Raw genomic sequence first — 18716 nt, forward strand, 5'->3', positions numbered from 1 at the left:
ATTTTTTCGTGTTTAAGGTAATTTGTAGGTGTAAGTATGAGCGTTAATCTAAACGCATTAAAGCAATATCAAAGTGTAGATCTTCGCGCTACGATTGAAACTGCTAGCCCACATAAATTGATATCAATGCTATTGGATGGTGCTTTGGGAGCTTTAGCAAAAGCAAAAGGATCGATTGAACGCTCAGTGATTGAAGAGCGAACGAAGCATCTGAATAAAGCAACAGAGATAGTTGTGGGTTTAAAAGGAAGTTTAGACCTGGAAAAAGGTGGTGAAGTTGCAGAGAATCTTGATGGACTTTACGACTATATTTTACGTTCCATCGTAATAGCTAACCGCGAGAATGATGCAGAGAAGGTTCAAGAGGTTATGAATTTACTCCTTGAAATAAAGCAAGGTTGGTCCGAAATGCCGAATGACTTACAGCTGTAATCATCAGGTAAAAGCATTACATGTCAGAACGCCTTGGTCTCAAAATTCTTCATATTGCTAGTTTTGTCGGAAACATCGGAGACAATGCAAATCATCAAGGTGTTCGACGCACACTGTCTGAAAGGTTCTCTGGTATACATACTTACACAGAGTTAGAAATTAGAAAGTGTTATCGTATATACACCGGTGGAGATCGTTGGGAATTTGACCTGCAGTTTGCCAGTTTAGCGAACCAACATGATCTAATAATTATTGGCGGTGGAAACTTTTTTGAACCGTGGTTACCTGAATCTAGCACAGGTACAACTATTGACCTGTCTAAAGAAATTCTGGATAAAATTCATTCACCTATTCTATTTTACGGTGTAGGGTTTGATACTTATAAGCATTGTCCCGCAGAGTGCCTTCAAAAATTTCAAGATTTTGTTGTTGATGTTAGTGAACGTTCGAACGTCATACTAACCTTTCGAAACGATGGTTCATTGAAAAACTATAAAAAAACGTATGGAGCAATGTCGGAAGCCATTGATGTTGTACCAGATGGCGGTTTTTTCTATCAACCAGATTGTAAATTGAACTTTCCATTTGACAGTAAAAATGAATATTGGGGTATTAACCTTGCCTCTGATATGAAAGACGTGCGCTTTCCTGAAGGAGGCAAAGGGAATATAACATGGGAAGGATTTCTTAGAGGGTTTGCAGCAGTATTATCTACCAAGTTGACCGAACAAGAAAATCTACAGTTAATTTTTTTTCCGCATATCTATAAGGATTTAGAAGCAATTAGTGAACTTTTAGCGTATATGGATGATCGTTTTTGTCGAGATCGTATACAGACAGCTCCATATTCATATGGTTGGGATGGAGCAGACAAAGTTTTCTCTCTTTACAACTCATGCTCTCTTATTATGGGAATGCGATTCCATACGAATGTATGTGCTATGGGTATGAATATTCCAAGCATAGGCCTTTCCAGCTCACCAAAGCTCGAAGATTTGTACGAAGAAATAGGGCTTAGAGATAGGATTGTTCGGATTAATAAAGATGATTGTATGCAAAAATTATTATTTTTGTTGTCAAAAATGAACGAGAAGCCTCATATTTTCAGGCAGCAAAATAATACTGTAGTTGATAGGCTAAGAAATGATGTGGGATTATTTTGGGATAAGTTAGCCTTACTTTTAGATAAAAGTTAGTAAATAATCCCAAGTGGATCTACTTATGCACATGTTTATTCATCAAAGCACGACTTACATATTAAAGGCAGGACGTGTCTATACGGCGTTAATAATCTATGTGAAGGATTTAGAAGTATCTTTCTAAATAGCTCAATGCTTCCCAAAAACCCTCTCCATTATTTTTGTGGCCTTGCCAAACTTCAGGTATGAATGGAATACTAGATACTTGTTCTTTCAGTACTTTCGATAAGTCTGAAAAGTTAACATCACCATGTCCTATCTGAATACCTTCCCCGTCTACACCTTTAGCATCTACGATATGGCAATAGGCAATGTATGGCCTTATGGTGCGAATAAATTCTATAAGGTCCCAATCATAGTAGTTGCATGCCATCATTGAATGAGAAACATCCAAACATATTCTGATGTTATTCTGTTTGCAAAATGTTGCTATATCATTGGCTGATACGAATAAATTGTGGAAACTCTGCCCGCCAAAATGCCAAGGGAAGGGGGGCATTGTTTGAATGATGATCTCGACACCTTCCGTGTTTATCTCTGATAGGGACTCTGCTACACGGTTATACATCGATGGAAGGGCGTCTTTGTCTACAAATCCTTGAGTGTTAAATCCCCCAGCATTGACCACAATAAATGGTTTTTTCGTGTTGGGGAAAAAGCCTTTCAACTCTCGGGTTATTTCTACAACACGAGTAAGCTCTTCTATCGAATGTTTACGATATTCAGTATCTGGGCTGGCCAAATTAAGAATATGGTCGCCTTTGAAAAGCTCCGGTGAATGTACGGCAAATCCATGGTTAGCCGTTGGTTTAATGAAATCTGCGATGTTCACTTCCATGTCCTGATAGCTCAGATGGAACTCGATAAAATCCATGTTAGAGAGGGCAGTCAGCTTTTTATAATCGTGATATCTTACAGGTATGCCAAAAGGCCGATCAAATTTATAAGCTTTAGGAGATGATTCAAGACTTTTGAGGTCTGAATTGTAAAAGTAATCTCCCGGGCTCATGTCTCGCTTACTTTTCATACCTACTAGTTGTTCCAGATAACACGGTTGAAGGCCTTGCCCAGGGCTCTTCACATCCAGCATTTCTCGTGTGATAGTACTTCCTTTGGGGATATTGGTATTGCTGACTAAGCTTTTAGCAAGTATTTCTCTATTTATCATTTCCCCTTGTGATAAAAGTCGAGAGTCATTATTCCCTAGTGCTGACTCTAAGACTCTGATGTCCTGAACCATCTGTTTGAATTCGTCGGGTAATAGGGATACTTTATGGTCATTTCCCTCCATTTCTTTATCAATTGTGAAATGCTTTTCAATAACCTTGGCGCCCAGTGCTACAGCAGCAATTGGAATAGTAATACCACGCTCATGCCCAGAATAACCTACAATGCTGCCAGTGATGGATTTTAATCTTTGCAGATATTTTAAATTAACATCCTTAAGAGGTGTTGGGTATGTAGAGTTACAATGTAACATGATAAATTCTGTACCATGATATTTTAGTAAATCCACTGCATGACGAATTTCTGACTCTTTGGACATTCCAGTTGAACAAATTAAGGTTTTACCTGTCTTTGCAATGTCAGTTAACAAAGCGTCATTAGTTAAATCAGCTGAGGCAACTTTATAAGCATTCATTCCATAGTTTTCAAGTTTCCTCAGGGATTCGGTATCCCAAGGAGTACAAAGAGGCATCATGTCTAATTCTTTGCAGTAATCAAATGCAGAGAAAAGTTCTTCATCTGATAATTGAAATCTTGAAAGTAAATCCAGAGTATATTCAGTTCCTAGATCAGATGATCCATCGGCTGATTCCTTGTACAGAGAATTCATGCTTCTCATCTGGAACTTAGCGCAATCAGCTCCTGCCTTTTTAGCAAGTTTGATCAGTTTCTTAGCTAGCTCCAGACTACCGTTATGGTTGTTACCAATCTCAGCAATAATAAAAGCTGGACTTGATTCATCTATCTTTTGCAGGCCGAGTACAATACCTCTTTCGCCTTTAATGGCTATAGCAACAGGGCGCTTCGAGTCATCTAATAATGGAATGACTGAAATAGGGCGCTTGAAACTGTTTTCTATCTCTTTACGTGATGCTTCTATGGGTAGGCTCTGTGCATTAGCATTGGTTAAAGAACCAACATCCTGTTTGAGGTCAAAGTTTTCAACGTTAATTAACCAGCGCCTGAAATCGCCGTCTGTGAATGATCCAAGCAATTGGCCTGAACTAGAAACAACGAATACGATTCGATTTTTGTTCTGATTGATTTTCTCAAGAGCGCGAAAAACAGATTCATATTCATAAACGATAAAATCAGATATTTTTTTAAGGATAATCACGATTTCTTGCCTGCTTGAAGTTTTAGTATAGCCTCATTGATTACCCAGTCTGTCGGTGTGTCAATTTCATAGCTTTCCTCTTCGCTCATAACATACATACCTATTTCGCCACCGAGGCGATTGTTTGTGTCTCGGTAAATAGTTTCTTTTGTTATATAGATGGAACCATTTTCTCTATATGTTAATTGCTTCTGAGGGATGTCTTGTCTGCGAGGACGATTTAAAAAGTCATATCTAGCAGTCGGGCGTTTTTCATTTTCCCATAGAAAGTGCCAGAACTCTGTAGTGCTTAGTAAGGAGTCGTAACTTCCAGAGAAAAAATGGGATAAAGCATTATCGATAGAGCCATCTAACCTAACTGGTGAAGTGCATTGGAGTAATACAACTATACTGGGAACAATATCATCATTGTCCCTAAGCCAGTCGAGGCAATTTATAACAGCTGACTCGGTTGTTGCAGTGTCATTTGCAATTTGACTTGGTCTTAAAAACGGTACATATGCTCCGCAATCCGATGCTATCTTAGCAATATCAGGACAGTCAGTAGATACAATTACTTTATCTATTCTTTTGCTGTTAAGAGCGTGTTCTATTGTCCAGGCAATAAGAGGCTTGCCAGCTATTGGTTTTATGTTTTTGCGAGGGATTCCTTTTGACCCTCCTCTTGCTGGAATTATAGCAATAATCATTTGATAAGCTTACTGTCTAAATTTCTCGTTTTATTATCTATATCTAGAAGTCTTTTGCCGGATCTGTTTTTTATAGAATCTAAAAAATCTAGGTATATATTTAAAACTTTCTTGTAAATTATAATGCTGTCTTTCTGATTATGTCCTAGGTATAGAGCTTTGTTTAGAATAATACAAAAAGATGTAATGCTTCCCTTGATTAATGGATATAAGTACTTTCCTTTAGAGGAGTTTTTTAAGCTATTGAGGATATTATGATGTCTGAAAAGTTCATATTGAACTTGATCAATGCTTTTGGGTCTGGTCGAGAAGCTTTTTTTCAAGTTTTCGATTGACTCTTCCAAGAAGTAGAAATCTTTCAAAGTTTCTTCTTGAGAAGCATTTTTTTCTATACCTGAGTTATAGAAATAATTTTCAAAAAGGTTATTGACTATTGAACCTTTATTTTTGATCTGAACATTAGACTCTATTTGATTTGGTTTGATTGGTGTAGTTCCCTCAATGTATATGCCATTGCTTGTATTGTAGCAGTTGATAGACTTTGGTTGACTGAGGCACATTTCCATAGAAATCTTTGCAAATTTGAACGTTGCATTTGTAAGTATTTGCTCTTGGAAGTTGCCTTTGAGATAGAAATTTTTATTATCATCTGTTTTGTACAGGTTCAAGCTAGCTGTATGTTGTTTGTCTATGGAGTAATGGGTGCTGTGTTTTGAATGATGCTGAGTCCCGGAGCTGAAGCCGAAATCCATTCCAAAAAGATAAACCTCTCTGAAACCTAAAGCGATAGCAAGCGCTAACCCTGTATTCCCTACGGTTGGATTGCAGTTACCTAAATTTACGCAATAGTTACCTGTCTTAATGTATTTTGATATGAAATATGTTCCGAGGTCATTTGCCTTTAAGGCCATGCCTTTCTTATCGAATAATTTGAATACGTCAGGGTGAACAGTGTTAAGTGTAAGTAATAAGATGTTATCTCGATACTGGCTATCAGTTGAGGTCTCAAGCCATTCTATAACAGGCTTAGTTCGCTCCATTTCAATATGGATGTCGGGCTTGATGCCCATTTTGTAGAGGGAGCCGATCGTTGTGCCGCAAGATATATATATGGCGTTTTCTTGATGTTTTGATAGGAAGTCTTTTGCTTCGTCTAGTGAGGGACCATTTCCGATTATAAAAACAGGAATATCTAAGCTTTCTTTGCTAATAATACTATGGTTTCTTAGAGGAGGGATTTGGCATTCCCAATTTTGTATAGTGTGAGCAAGACCAACTTGTTCATCATCAAAGTAGCCTGATGATGCGAAGATAATTCCTAGCCTATCAAGAAAATTATCAGTGATTTCTTTCATTTCTTTACTGGAAAGATGGTCTATTTTGCAACTGTTAACCGCGTTATAAACGCCTATGAAATCAAGATATGTTTTGAACTCGGTTAAAGACTGTTGACTAGATTGACCCACTATTAGTTTGAGAGAATGGCCTTCCTGTTTGAAATATGAGAAGACCTCTTTCCAATCTAAGATAAATAAACTTGCGAAAAAAATATCTAAATGAGGCTCAATAATTACTAAGTTCTTAATATCGCACAGTTCTAGCATTTGTGGGACGATATAGCCCATGCCAATGCCGTTTAATATCAGTAGGTTACACGTTTTTTCGGTTGTTAGGTCTATGGTTCTTTTTGTATGCTGCTTTAGGATATCCACACATCTATTCATATGTGATATGTGTAAAATATTTTCAGCATCTAATGCGTCTTTTGATTGAGGGGTGAAATCGAAGATATGTGGTTTTTTAGTGAACTGGTCAACAAAATCCTGACAGAACTTTTGAGGATCGTATCTGTAAACGGGTTTATTGTTTAATTTGTTATTGAAAAGGTTAAGATAGCCCTGATCTGACAATTTAAGTGATATATCGGTCGGAGTGTGTCTAGAGAATTTCTCGGCCACCTCAGGTATCTCTTTTTTGAAAAAAAGGATATTTTTTGCAAATTGCTGATTCAGCATTTGTTGCATTTTCAGGATTTCTTCTGCGTGTTTCTTTTGGTCAAAATCCATGCTTTATCTCTTGAAATTTGGGCTAAATATTAGACTGTGGTTTGACGTCAGTCTTCTTGAGTTTTTGGGGGTGCTACAAGTTATAGATATTATAATCAGTGTATATTAGCTTCGAAGGTCATCCAAGATGTTAGTGCTTTTGTGTATCGTGTTTTTCCCCGATAGCGTCATTGAATCTGATGTTACCCACGCACTGGATAAGTGCCTACTTGGACTTTAAATCACTCTAGAGCGATTAAGCTTAAGGGTGAGTTTACTAGCGAATGTGCTGCATCAATTGGGATGTGTGTAGACTTGTTTTCAGTAAGAGACAATGTTTCATCACCTTTTATTACTTGAGCAATACTGGTTGCCAAAATCTACTGTTTTGGTCTGTGGCGTATCTAGGTTATAGAGTCATTAGCCTGAATTTTCAGGAATGAGTTTTTTTGCATGCTATTGACATATAATATGAGACTTGAAGATTGTTCTGTTTTTTTATGCTCTAGGGAGAGGAGTATAATCGGATATCAGCTTTTTCCGTCATAATCACGGCATCATCTGTTAGCTCCTCACTCATTAGATCCTATTTGTTTGCATCTAATGATCATGTTCCGAAATTACGTTATTGATAAGAAGTTAATCAGTATTGATCACTGTATATAAGGTGGTTTATTAATCGGTGTCAATAAAATATCGTGCTGTTTGATTTTTTTATGCTTGTGACATTTTATTGACATTACCCCTTTCTCGGTTAATTATTACCATTATTAACAAGCAGCTTTTAATAATGGTTAGGCATGTCTTCGGTTTTAGTCATAGATGATGATCTAAGTCGGCGGGAGCTTTTGAGTTCCGCTTTTTCTTTTCTTGATCAGCCGTGTGAATTTTGCGGTTTTGTTGATTGGTTTCAATCTAACAGTGAGATAAGCACAGATCAGATCAATTTGGTGCTGCTGGGTCAAAGTCAGCTACCTATCTCTTTAGAAAAGCTTGTTAAAGATTTTCAAGATAAGTTTGCTTCTATTGCTGTGGTGACGTTGGATGAATGGTCAGACGTTGCAGAACTGTCTGACTCCTTACGCCAGTGTGTGGTTGGGCAGCTTTCAGTTCCGTTTAACTATCAGCAGTTACTGGATTGTTTGCATCGAGCTCAGTTATTTAGATTGAGAGCAGATGATGCATCGCTTGCACAGGTCGATCTTTTCTCTGGATTAGTGGGTATTAGCCAGTCAATGTTGCAAGTGAGACGGGCGATGTCTCAAGTGGCTGGTAGAGATGTAAATGTCTTGATTACCGGTGAGTCAGGCACAGGTAAAGAGGTTGTAGCTCGCAGTCTTCATGATCATTCAGTGCGTAAAAATGGTCCTTTTGTACCTATAAACTGTGGCGCCATTCCTGCGGATCTTCTCGAAAGCGAGCTTTTTGGTCACGAAAAAGGCGCCTTTACTGGAGCGGTGTCTAGTCGACCTGGGCGTTTTGAGTTGGCTCAAGGCGGAACGCTTTTCTTGGATGAAGTTGGTGATATGCCGCTGCCTATGCAGGTTAAACTTCTTCGAGTATTGCAAGAGCGTAAGTTTGAGCGAATTGGTGGGACTAAAACCTTAGACGCTGATATTCGAGTGATCGCGGCAACGCATAAAAACTTGGAAGAGATGATCGAAACGGGTGAGTTTAGGGAGGATTTATATTACCGCCTAAATGTCTTCCCTATAGATATGCCGCCATTAAGAGAGCGTGCAGGTGACCTCCCTTTATTGCTGGATGAGCTCTCACGTCGACTTCCAGAGCAAGGTTTAGATGCCGTTCGTTTTCAAAATAGTGCGATAGCATCCCTGCAATTGCATCCTTGGCCCGGTAATGTGCGGGAACTCTCCAACTTAATTGAGCGTATGGCGATCCTTTACCCGAACGGCGTGGTTGGTGTTTCTGAGTTGCCGCCTAAATTTCAGAATGTTCCTGAACCAAATCCTGAATTATACGAACAAGCCGAAAATGCTGTTTCATCAGAAGGAGTTAGTATTCCTCACACCGTAGAGCTGGATAAACTGCCAGATGAAGGTATTGACCTTAAAAGGCATTTGGAAACAATCGAGCAGCGTTTATTAGAGCAGGCTCTTACTGTAAATGACAATGTGGTTGCACGAGCCGCGGAGACGTTAAATATTCGACGGACCACTTTAGTAGAAAAAATGCGTAAATATGGAATGCAGCGTAAGTAATATGTCCAGCGAAGAACAGTATCTACAGCGCATAGAGCAATTAGAAAATGAGCTATCTGCTAATAAGAAGAAGTTGGTTCAACTTGAAGCAAGTCAAAGTCAGGATAGCCAACAGTTGAATGATCGTTTTCAGCATTTGTTATCGGTTATGCCTGTTGGTGTAGTTATTATTGATGGTTCTGGGTTGATTTCAGAAGTTAATTCGGTAGCCGAGAACTTGTTGGGTTCTCCTATCAAAGGACAGCCGTGGTTTAAGATAATTGAACGTAGCTTTGCTCCTCAAAATGATGATGGTCATGAAGTTTCATTAAAAGATGGCCGTAAAGTCAGTTTGATGACACGAGCAATGGATAATGAACCAGGGCAATTGGTGGTATTAACGGATCAGACCGAAACTCGTCTTCTTCAGGGGCGTTTGTCTCATTATCAGCGTCTATCTGAAATGGGGCGGATGATGGCGTCACTTGCGCATCAAATCAGAACGCCTCTATCGGCGGCCTTACTTTATGTTGATCATCTTAATCGCCCAGATCTATTGCAAGAGCAGCGTCAGAAATTTGCCACTAAAGCCAAATCTCGCCTGACTAATTTAGAACAGCAAGTTAGGGATATGTTAATTTTTGCGCGTGGTGAAATGCGTTTAGATGAGCAGGTAAGCTCTAAAGCACTGATGGCTGAACTAGAAGATATGCTCGATGTACCATTGGTAAACTACGATGCTGATTGTGACTGTGTGAATTCTGTCCCCGAATATAGTTTGCAGTGTAATAAAGAAGCGCTGTTAGGTGTTTGTAGTAATTTGATTGAGAATGCTCTGCAGGCTTGCGGTAAGGGTGCGGAGTTGATGGTTCGTTTCGCTGATCAGGACGGGAAGTTACGCATCGATGTTATTGATCAAGGGCCAGGAATGGGCGCAGATGAATTGAAGCGGGCGCTCGAACCATTTTATACCACCAAATCCCATGGTACGGGATTGGGCTTAGCGGTAGCTCAAGTTGTAGCGCATGCTCATCATGGTCAATTCTTACTTAATTCTCTGCCGGGTCAGGGAACTGTCGCCAGTCTAATTTTGCCGGCAATAACGTCTGCTTCGGAAGAGGGTTAAAAGATCTGCAATGGCTAATCGTATATTAATAGTTGAAGACGATAACGAGTTACGCGAAGCGCTTTGTGATACGTTGGAATTGGCAGGCTTTGAATATCTTGAAGCAGAAGATGCAGAAACCGCTTTGGATATTTTGTCGCGTCAGCAGGTGGCTATGGTCGTAACCGATGTCAATATGCCGGGTATGGATGGGCATCAGTTGTTAGATAAGATTCACGAAACTTACCCTGCATTGCCGGTTATGCTTATCACTGCTTTTGGGCAAGTAAGTAAAGCGGTAGAGGCCATCAAAGCCGGTGCTGTCGATTACTTGATGAAGCCGTTTGATTCTGATGCCTTGATATCGTCAGTACGTCGCTTTGCGGTTGGAGAGACTGCGGCAAGTGAAATGGAGCAGCCTATAGCGGAAGAGCCTAGTAGTCAGCAATTACTGCAGTTGGCTCGTCGCGTAGCAGCGTCAGATTCTACAGTGTTGATCTCTGGAGAGTCAGGTACAGGTAAAGAAGTTTTGGCTCAATACATCCATAACCACTCTTCGCGGGCTAAGAAGCCATTTATTGCGATTAACTGTGCTGCAATCCCTGAAAATATGCTCGAAGCTACTTTGTTTGGACACGAGAAAGGGGCTTTTACTGGTGCCTATGCAAGTGCACCCGGTAAGTTTGAGCAGGCTGATGGCGGTACTTTGTTGCTTGATGAGATTTCCGAGATGGATCTTGGTTTACAGGCAAAGTTGCTACGTGTATTGCAGGAGCAAGAAGTGGAGCGAATTGGTGGTCGTAAAGTTATCAAGCTTAATGTTCGTGTGTTGGCAACCACAAACCGCAAATTAGATAGTTACGTTGCAGAAGGTAAATTTAGAGAAGACTTATTCTATCGTCTTAATGTCTTTCCATTGCAATGGAAACCTTTGCGTGAGCGCTCGGCTGATATTGTGCCTTTGGCTGAAAGGCTTTTTGGTAAGTATTGCCAGAAAATGCTGCGTACTTCAGTTGCGTTATCTGATGATGTTAAGCGTTTGATGACCGATTATTCTTGGCCGGGTAATGTGCGTGAATTAGACAATGTTGTGCAGCGAGCTTTGATACTGCAATCCGGTACAGAAATCGGTGTTGCTGACCTTATGCTCAATCCTGAAGATATTTCACACACAACTGTACATGACGTGAATCAAGAAACTGATCAAGATGAAGATCTTTCAGGACAGTTGGGAGAGGGCGTTCGTCAGCGAGAATTTCAGCTGATTATTGATGCCCTAAAAGCTACTCACGGAAGTCGTAAGGAAGCAGCGGAAAATCTCGGGATAAGCCCGCGTACTCTGCGATACAAGCTAGCTAAGATGCGTGAGCAAGGCTTGGATTTAGATAAATTGCTTGGTCGTTAATAGGCTTTTAAAGATCCCTTTTACGCGCTTTTAAAAAAAGCTTGTAGAGACTAAGGTCTTACACCGGATATACCAATGTCTAATTCAGAGGCCCGCTACCCCTTCTGTATAAATCTAGGTACTGATATAAAGCCTCAAACTGACTCGTAGAATAATAATATTGGAGTAGAGCGATCTGGGGTTATTTTAGAACTAAAACAATCAAGCTAAGGGCATCACGATGAGTGAAAAGGTATATCCAGTAAGTCCGGAGATTGCGGCAAACGCGCACATCGACAACGAAAAATATGAAGCGATGTATGAGCAATCAGTTAACGATCCGGATGCATTCTGGGGTGAAGCAGGTAAGCGCCTGGATTGGTTTAAGCCATACACTAAAGTTAAAAACACCACTTTCGATCCACACAATGTAGATATTCGTTGGTACGAAGATGGTACGTTGAACGCTTCTCACAACTGTCTTGATCGCCACCTAGAAACTCGTGGTGATCAGGTTGCTATCATCTGGGAAGGTGATGATCCAAGCGAATCTGAAAATATCACTTACCGTGATCTTCATGAGCGCGTTTGTAAGTTTTCTAACGCTCTTAAAGCTCGTGGCGTAGAGAAAGGCGATGTTGTAACGCTTTACATGCCTATGATTCCAGAAGCTGCTGTAGCTATGTTGGCATGTACTCGTATTGGTGCTGTCCACTCTATCGTATTTGGTGGTTTCTCTCCTGAAGCGCTAGCAGCTCGTATCGAAGGTGCGAAATCTAAAGTTGTTGTAACGTCTAACTACTCTTTGCGTGCAGGCAAGTCTGTTCCGCTTAAAGCTAACGTAGACAAAGCGTTAGAGCATGATGCAGCTAAAGCGCATGTTGAAAGCGTAATCGTTGTTAAGCGCGTTGAGCAAGATGTTGCTTGGGATAGCAATGTTGATGTTTGGTACGAAGATCTAGTAGCTGAAGCATCTGCTGATTGCCCTGCTGAAGAGATGAACGCTGAAGATCCAATGTTCATTCTTTACACGTCTGGTTCTACTGGTGCGCCAAAAGGTCTGAAGCACACTACTGGTGGTTACATGGTTTACGCTTCCATGACACACGAGTACGCGTTCGACTATAAAGAAGGTGATATCTACTGGTGTACTGCTGACGTAGGTTGGGTTACTGGTCACTCTTACATCGTATACGGACCACTAGCTAACGGTGCAACTTCACTAATGTTTGAAGGTGTTCCAAGCTACCCAGATAACAGCCGTTTCGGCCGTGTTATCGAAAAACACAAAGTTAACCAGTTCTACACTGCACCAACGGCTATTCGTGCATTGATGCAGCAAGGTGAAGATGTACTAGGTGATTCTGACCTATCTACACTACGTATCCTTGGTTCTGTAGGTGAGCCAATCAACCCAGAAGCTTGGGAATGGTACCACCGCATTATCGGTCAGGGTCGTTGCCCAATCGTTGATACTTGGTGGCAGACTGAAACTGGCGGTATGATGATTCTTCCTCTGCCAGGTGCTACTGCAGCTAAGCCAGGTGCAGCATCTCGTCCATTCTTCGGTATTCAGCCAGCACTTCTAGATGCTGATGGTAACGAGTTGGAAGGTGCGACTGACGGTAACCTAGTAATTAAAGATTCTTGGCCATCTCAGGCTCGTTCTATCTGGGGTGATCACGAGCGCTTTATCCAAACTTACTTCTCTACATACAAAGGTGTATACACTACTGGTGATGGTTGTCGTCGTGATGAAGACGGTTACTATTGGATCACAGGTCGTGTAGATGACGTAATCAACGTTTCTGGCCACCGTATGGGTACTGCGGAAGTTGAGTCTGCACTAGTAGCTCACGAAGCAGTTGCTGAAGCAGCAGTAGTTGGCTACCCGCACGAAGTTAAGGGTCAAGGCATCTACGTTTATGTAACTCTACAGTCTGGTTTCGAGCAGTCTGACGAGCTACTTAAAGAACTACGTATGCACGTACGTTCTGAGATCGGTCCAATCGCATCTCCAGACTTGATTCAATTCGCACCAGGCATGCCTAAGACACGTTCTGGTAAGATCATGCGTCGTATCCTTCGTAAGATCGCTGAAGACGATTTCGGTGCTTTAGGTGATACTTCTACACTTGCAGATCCATCTGTAGTAGATGACCTAATCGAAAACCGTATGAACCGTCAGGACTAATTCTTCTTATAAATTAGTCTGAAAAAACTCCTGTAAGTCGCGGATTACCCGAGACTTGCGGGAGTTTTTTGTTTTATAGTGGTATTCTCTTCACTGGATTAACCGTTCATTAACGGTTGGCGTTCGTCACAGGGTTCTTAAGGGGGAAGTGAACGCATGCAGTTAGCACAAAAAATTATTATTGCAGATGATCATCCGTTGTTCCGTGCAGCTTTAAAACAGGCTGTTACTCAGGCAATGCCTGGTGTAGAAACAATCGAAGCGGATTCGTTGGCTGCAGTGCAGGAAGCCGTGGATCAGCACTCTGATGCAGATCTGGTGTTATTAGATATTCATATGCCAGGCACTAATGGCTTTTCTGGTCTAGTGTTCTTGCGTGGTCAAAACCCGGGGATCCCAGTTGTGGTTGTATCTGGCAGTGAGCAACCGCATGTAATGAAGCGTGCTATTGATTACGGCGCTTCTGGTTTTATCCCGAAATCAGCACCTCTCGAAACAATTGGTGAAGCCATTGTTGCTGTACTTGAAGGTGAGGAATGGTTGCCTCAGGAAGTAGCTGATAATTTAGGTGATGTAAGCGAAGATGACCAAAAGTTCGCTGCGGCATTATCTGCATTAACGCCTCAACAGTTCCGTGTATTGACGATGCTGACTGAAGGGTTGTTAAACAAGCAGATCGCTTATGAGTTAAACGTTTCTGAAGCGACGATCAAAGCGCACGTAACAGCTATTTTACGTAAGCTGGGTGTTCATAGTCGTACACAAGCGGTAATTGCTGCTCAGCGCCTTGGTGTCGAGCCGCCTAAGACTGATCTTGAGTAATACCTAAAATAAAGATTTTAAAAAAGGCGCCTATGGCGCCTTTTTTATTGGTTGTGATTGGTTCAAGGTTATTCGTTTTCAGCTTCGCTAGCGCGTGCTGTGGCAATGGTTTTATTAATCATCGCTCGTAATGCCGCAGGGCGAATAGGCTTGGTTAATAGTTGTGATCCATAATCTTGGATTTCGTTCTTCACCTCTTCAGTTCGGTCAGCAGTGATAACGATGCTTGGTACTGGTTTATCCAACAGTGGCGCTAGGTCATCTAGAGCCATGATGCCTGTTAGTGTTTCTGAGAGGTGGTAATCAGCTAGAATGATCTCTGGCTGGAAATTCTCTGATTGAATTAGGTCGGTTGCTTCTTTAGAGGAAAGAGCGACTTTCACATCGCAGCCCCAGCCGTTAAGCAGTGCTGACATGCCTTCTAGGATCTTAGGTTCGTTGTCGATCACTATGGCTCGGATTCCGTTTAGGCCTTTACTGCGGATCCAGCCGCGTTTTTCGGGCTTTGGTTTAACCGCTTTGGTTCTGTCGCCAAGGGGGATCTCGACGCTGAATACGGTGCCTTTAGTCGGCCAAGAGCGGACATTAAGCTTGTGGCCCAGCATGCGAGCAATGCGTTCTGTAATCGCAAGCCCGAGACCTAGGCCTTGTACCTGAGAGTGCTTAGGGTTATCGATGCGTCTGAACTCTTCAAAGACCTCTTTGATTTTGTCTTCAGCTATACCTACGCCTGTATCCCAGACTTCGATTCTAAGCATGTTTTTACGGCGACGGCATCCAAGCAGAATCTTGCCCTCTTGTGTATAGCGCATAGCGTTCGATAGGAAGTTTTGGATGATTCGTCTTAGGAGCTGTTGGTCCGAGCGTACAACCTTGTTGCATTGTACAGTTCGGAACTTAAGCGACTTTTTAGCGGCGACTGCGGTAAATTCAGTATTTAATGCACTAAACATATCATCCAGAGGAAAGTCCGTAATGGATGGCGCAAGTGCACCAGCATCTAGTTTGGATATATCTAGGATCGCGGTGATAAGCTCCTCAGCGGCAGTTAGAGAGCCGTTAAGGTTTTCTACCAGCTGGCTGGTCTCTTCGCTATGGCTTTGCTGAGCTAAGGCTGATGTGAATAAGCGCGCAGCATTAAGTGGCTGTAATAAGTCGTGGCTGGCAGAAGCTAGGAATCTGGTCTTACCCAAGTTCGCGTCATCAGCATCAGACTTGGCTTGACGGAGCTCGTCTTCCATTAAAGATCGAATCGTATTTTCTTTTCGTAGCTCTTTGTTAACAACAGAGAGTGCGTGAGTACGTTCACGTACCCGTTGTTCTAGCGTCTCATTGGTCTCTTTCAGCGCTAACTCAGCTTTACGACGCTCAGTAATGTCTTGGTATAGAGTGAAGTAACCCAGTACATCGCCATATTCGCCAATGTGCGGGATGTATTTAACCTCGGCATAACGGGGCTGGCCGCTGTCACTCGGAAGCGTGGTTTCAAAGCGCTGACGTTTGCCTGCGAGAGCAGCTGTTATATAAGGGCTTCTAAGCTCGTACTCATCCTCGCTCATTGTCTTGTAGCAAGGTTGACCTGAGATGGTATTGCGATCAAGGCCAAAGGTGTCGGCATAGGCTTTGTTGATGAACAGGTAGCGTCTCTCTGGATCAAGGTAGGCAATTAGTACCGGTACATTATCGGTGTAGATTCTAATGTTTTGCTCACTTTCCCTTAGTGCCTCTTCGACATGCTTATGATCTGTGATATCCATGTAGGTGTTTACGTAGCCACCATTTGGCATTGGGTTACCACGCACTTCTAGAACGGTGCCGTCCGGGCGGAAACGTTCGTAGCTATGGCGCTTACCTGATTTAAGGACTTTTAAGCGTTTGGTTACTTGTTCATCATTGTTGCCCGGACCGTATTCACCTTTCATGGCGTTATAACGGAAAACTTCTTCGATCGGCCGGCCAACGCAGATGAGGCCCTCAGGGTAATCAAACATCTCTACGTAAACGCGGTTCCAAGCAACGAGTCGCATCTGTTGGTCAACAACGCTTATGCCGAGGCTGATATTCTCAATGGTTGATTGCAGGAGTGAGCGGTTAAAACGCAGTGCCTGTGAGGCTTCGTCAACAATGGTTACGACATCGCCGATATGCATGTCTTTGCCGCGTAAAGTAGACGCTAAGACGATGCGTGCAGAGGATGCGCCGATGACACCGGCTAAAAGGCGTTCGGTAAATTGTACTAATTCTGGGGTCGCTTTATCGCCTGATAAAGGTGGTTCTTCTCCATGTTGCAGTGCGAAGCCAGTAAAAGAATGTTGAGTTCTGCTGATGCCAAGGAAGCGCTCTGTTAGCATTTGAAGATCGCCAACGGTTACCTGCCCATATTGACGTGTAGCTTCAGTTAAATCCTTGTTGTAAACATCAACAAAGGCACTGGCTTGAATACGGTCAACAAGGCGCAAGCTCGTATATTTGGAAACTAAGAAATACAGCGAGGTATTAAAGAATAGAGACCAGAAAACACCGTGTGTAAGCGGTTCTAAGCCTTCTATTCCGAATAGCTGAGTTGGCTTTAACCACTCAATTCCAAAAATACTATTGTTTAAATATTCAGGGCCGAGTAAGCCTGCTTCACTGAATGATGGTAGTACTAATGTGTATAGCCATAGAAGGAAGCCGCCTGTTAAGCCAGCAAGCACCCCGTGCCGAGATCCTGCCTTCCAATATATACCGCCAATGATCGCTGGAAGGAATTGTGCGGCCGCAACAAAAGCAAGTAGACCGAATGAGGCGAGAGGGGATTGCTCACCTAAAATTCGATAGTAGAAGTACGCCAGAATCATTAAGCACATGATGGTGATTCGACGGACTTTGAGTAGGAGTGCACCGACATCGTTAGTGTCGGATAGGCGTAACCAAGAGATGCGGAAAAGAAGTGGCATCACGATGTCGTTACAGACCATTGTGGATAAGGTGATGCTGGCAACAATAACCATGCTAGTAGAAGCTGAAAGGCCACCAATGAAAGCAAAGGTGGCGAGTTCTTTATAGTCTGCAGCTAATGGCAGCATCAAAACATAAGTGTCTGCGTCGACGCTAGTATTCTCGAAATACAGCATGCCAGCAGTCGAGATAGGTAGTACAAAGATAGCTAGGAGGATTAGGTAGATTGGAAACAACCAGCGAGCTAGCTTTAAGTGGCCTGTATTGGTGTTCTCTACAATCGTTACATGGAACTGGCGTGGCAAGCAGATTACCGCTGCGCAGGCGAGTAATATCTCTGTCAAAAAACTGTCGTCTAGAAATGATGAGTAATTGGAATTGTTATTGAGCTGAGTGGCTATGTTGTAGGCGAGGTCTTCGAAACCGTCGAATACCTCAAGCATAACGAAAATACCAACAGCGATAAACGCTGTTAGTTTGACAATGGATTCAAAAGCTACGGCTAATACCAAGCCTTCGTGGTGCTCTGTTGCATCAATCTGCCGAGTACCAAATAGTATGGCGAAGATCGCCATTACAATCGCAACGAAAAGGGCAGTATCGCTACCCTTACTGATAACTTCTTCTGTCCCAGGTGTAAGTGCGTTATAACTGATAGCCACCGCTTTAAGCTGCATGGCGATGTAAGGCATAGTGCCTGTAACCGCAATGATGGTGACGAGTACTGCTAAAGCTTGGCTCTTACCATATCTCGAAGAGATAAAGTCTGAAATTGTAGTGATGTTCTGCTGCTTACTGATCAGAATCATCTTCTCAATAAGGCGCCAGCCAAATACAAAGACGATGACAGGTCCTAGGTAGGTAGCTAAAAACTCCCAGCCGCTGGTGGTTGCCCGTCCTACAGCACCGTAAAAAGTCCATGAGGAGCAGTAAACTGCAAGAGATAGGGAATAGATGATTGGTCGGCTGATAATGCGATCATTCTTTTGCGCACTTTTGTCACCATAGTGTGCAATGGCGAATAGAAGGCCAAGGTAGGTGAAAGAGATAAGAATTATCGACCAGCCAGAAAGCATCATGCATTCCTTAATGAATAGTAAAAACAGATGTGTTGCTAGTTTACTTAATTTTGACAGGAACCCAACAATTGTCTGAATGGAGTAGTTGTGGCTTTTCTAAATTAGGGTCGGCAGTGTTAATACCTTTGTCTAGAGTTTTTTGTGGTCTTTTACTACTCAATATCGAGGAAATGCCGTAATACCGCGCTTTGAAGCGACTTTTCAATAGCTTAGAGGAAAGTTGAGTCGACTAAAGTTTAGCTTTGTTTGGCTGCGCTGTTTGTTAGTCTCTTACAGTCTTAA

At 42.2% G+C, this 18716-nt stretch carries 12 protein-coding genes; 7 read left to right on the forward strand and 5 right to left on the reverse strand.

Annotated elements, in window-relative coordinates; translation table 11 throughout:
* Positions 1 to 36: 36 nt before the first annotated feature.
* Both fliS and ACMXYX_RS02450 read left to right on the forward strand, forming a co-directional pair.
* Positions 37 to 432 carry a flagellar export chaperone FliS gene (gene fliS / locus ACMXYX_RS02445; RefSeq protein ID WP_415897480.1) on the forward strand — a complete coding sequence of 132 codons (396 nt, stop codon included), beginning with the start codon at positions 37 to 39 and terminating at the stop codon, positions 430 to 432.
* A gap of 20 nt (positions 433 to 452) precedes the next feature.
* Positions 453 to 1628: a polysaccharide pyruvyl transferase family protein gene (locus ACMXYX_RS02450; protein WP_415897481.1), complete on the forward strand. Its 1176-nt coding sequence runs from the start codon at positions 453 to 455 to the stop codon at positions 1626 to 1628.
* 109 nt (positions 1629 to 1737) lie between these two features.
* Here the strand turns inward: ACMXYX_RS02450 and ACMXYX_RS02455 are convergent, their stop codons facing one another.
* The 4 genes from ACMXYX_RS02455 to ACMXYX_RS02470 form a co-directional block, all read right to left on the reverse strand.
* Complete coding sequence (locus tag ACMXYX_RS02455; RefSeq protein WP_415897482.1) at positions 1738 to 3975, reverse strand: N-acetylneuraminate synthase family protein; 2238 nt, start codon at positions 3973 to 3975, stop codon at positions 1738 to 1740.
* Positions 3972 to 4664 carry an acylneuraminate cytidylyltransferase family protein gene (locus tag ACMXYX_RS02460; protein ID WP_415897483.1) on the reverse strand — a complete coding sequence of 231 codons (693 nt, stop codon included), beginning with the start codon at positions 4662 to 4664 and terminating at the stop codon, positions 3972 to 3974. Before ACMXYX_RS02460 ends, ACMXYX_RS02455 begins: the two co-directional genes overlap by 4 nt.
* A complete protein-coding gene (locus tag ACMXYX_RS02465; protein WP_415897484.1) occupies positions 4661 to 6730 on the reverse strand; it encodes a 6-hydroxymethylpterin diphosphokinase MptE-like protein in 2070 nt (689 codons plus the stop codon). The genes ACMXYX_RS02460 and ACMXYX_RS02465 overlap by 4 nt, the downstream gene beginning before the upstream one ends.
* A gap of 221 nt (positions 6731 to 6951) precedes the next feature.
* Entirely contained in the window at positions 6952 to 7086 is a 135-nt protein-coding gene (locus tag ACMXYX_RS02470) for a hypothetical protein (RefSeq protein WP_415897485.1), read from the reverse strand.
* Positions 7087 to 7509: 423 nt separating this feature from the next.
* Here ACMXYX_RS02470 and ACMXYX_RS02475 point away from each other — a divergent pair, with 423 nt between their 5' ends.
* The 5 genes from ACMXYX_RS02475 to ACMXYX_RS02495 all read left to right on the forward strand — a co-directional run bounded on the left by ACMXYX_RS02475 (position 7510) and on the right by ACMXYX_RS02495 (position 14415).
* Entirely contained in the window at positions 7510 to 8931 is a 1422-nt protein-coding gene (locus tag ACMXYX_RS02475; RefSeq protein ID WP_415897486.1) for a sigma-54 dependent transcriptional regulator, read from the forward strand.
* 1 nt (position 8932) lies between these two features.
* Positions 8933 to 10036 carry a sensor histidine kinase gene (locus tag ACMXYX_RS02480; protein WP_415906444.1) on the forward strand — a complete coding sequence of 368 codons (1104 nt, stop codon included), beginning with the start codon at positions 8933 to 8935 and terminating at the stop codon, positions 10034 to 10036.
* A gap of 10 nt (positions 10037 to 10046) precedes the next feature.
* A complete protein-coding gene (locus tag ACMXYX_RS02485; RefSeq protein WP_415897488.1) occupies positions 10047 to 11420 on the forward strand; it encodes a sigma-54-dependent transcriptional regulator in 1374 nt (457 codons plus the stop codon).
* Between the two features lie 220 nt (positions 11421 to 11640).
* Positions 11641 to 13593: an acetate--CoA ligase gene (acs, locus tag ACMXYX_RS02490; protein ID WP_415883408.1), complete on the forward strand. Its 1953-nt coding sequence runs from the start codon at positions 11641 to 11643 to the stop codon at positions 13591 to 13593.
* Positions 13594 to 13749: 156 nt separating this feature from the next.
* The gene (locus ACMXYX_RS02495) at positions 13750 to 14415 is read left to right on the forward strand and encodes a response regulator transcription factor (protein WP_415883409.1); all 666 of its coding nucleotides are present in this window, start codon (positions 13750 to 13752) and stop codon (positions 14413 to 14415) included.
* 68 nt (positions 14416 to 14483) lie between these two features.
* Here the strand turns inward: ACMXYX_RS02495 and ACMXYX_RS02500 are convergent, their stop codons facing one another.
* Entirely contained in the window at positions 14484 to 18434 is a 3951-nt protein-coding gene (locus ACMXYX_RS02500; protein WP_415897489.1) for a NahK/ErcS family hybrid sensor histidine kinase/response regulator, read from the reverse strand.
* Positions 18435 to 18716 lie beyond the last annotated feature (282 nt).

The sequence above is a fragment of the Neptuniibacter sp. QD72_48 genome (assembly GCF_047778065.1).
Classification (GTDB): Bacteria; Pseudomonadota; Gammaproteobacteria; order Pseudomonadales; family Balneatricaceae; genus Neptuniibacter.

Bases quoted from the DNA above. Each gene is read 5' to 3' on its own strand.
- ACMXYX_RS02485 (WP_415897488.1), top strand. From the start codon at position 10,047: ATGGCTAATCGTATATTAATAGTTGAAGACGATAACGAGTTACGCGAA.
- fliS (WP_415897480.1), top strand. From the start codon at position 37: ATGAGCGTTAATCTAAACGCATTAAAGCAATATCAAAGTGTAGATCTT.
- acs (WP_415883408.1), top strand. From the start codon at position 11,641: ATGAGTGAAAAGGTATATCCAGTAAGTCCGGAGATTGCGGCAAACGCG.
- ACMXYX_RS02500 (WP_415897489.1), bottom strand. From the start codon at position 18,434: ATGATGCTTTCTGGCTGGTCGATAATTCTTATCTCTTTCACCTACCTT.
- ACMXYX_RS02475 (WP_415897486.1), top strand. From the start codon at position 7,510: ATGTCTTCGGTTTTAGTCATAGATGATGATCTAAGTCGGCGGGAGCTT.
- ACMXYX_RS02450 (WP_415897481.1), top strand. From the start codon at position 453: ATGTCAGAACGCCTTGGTCTCAAAATTCTTCATATTGCTAGTTTTGTC.
- ACMXYX_RS02495 (WP_415883409.1), top strand. From the start codon at position 13,750: ATGCAGTTAGCACAAAAAATTATTATTGCAGATGATCATCCGTTGTTC.
- ACMXYX_RS02480 (WP_415906444.1), top strand. From the start codon at position 8,933: ATGTCCAGCGAAGAACAGTATCTACAGCGCATAGAGCAATTAGAAAAT.
- ACMXYX_RS02460 (WP_415897483.1), bottom strand. From the start codon at position 4,664: ATGATTATTGCTATAATTCCAGCAAGAGGAGGGTCAAAAGGAATCCCT.
- ACMXYX_RS02465 (WP_415897484.1), bottom strand. From the start codon at position 6,730: ATGGATTTTGACCAAAAGAAACACGCAGAAGAAATCCTGAAAATGCAA.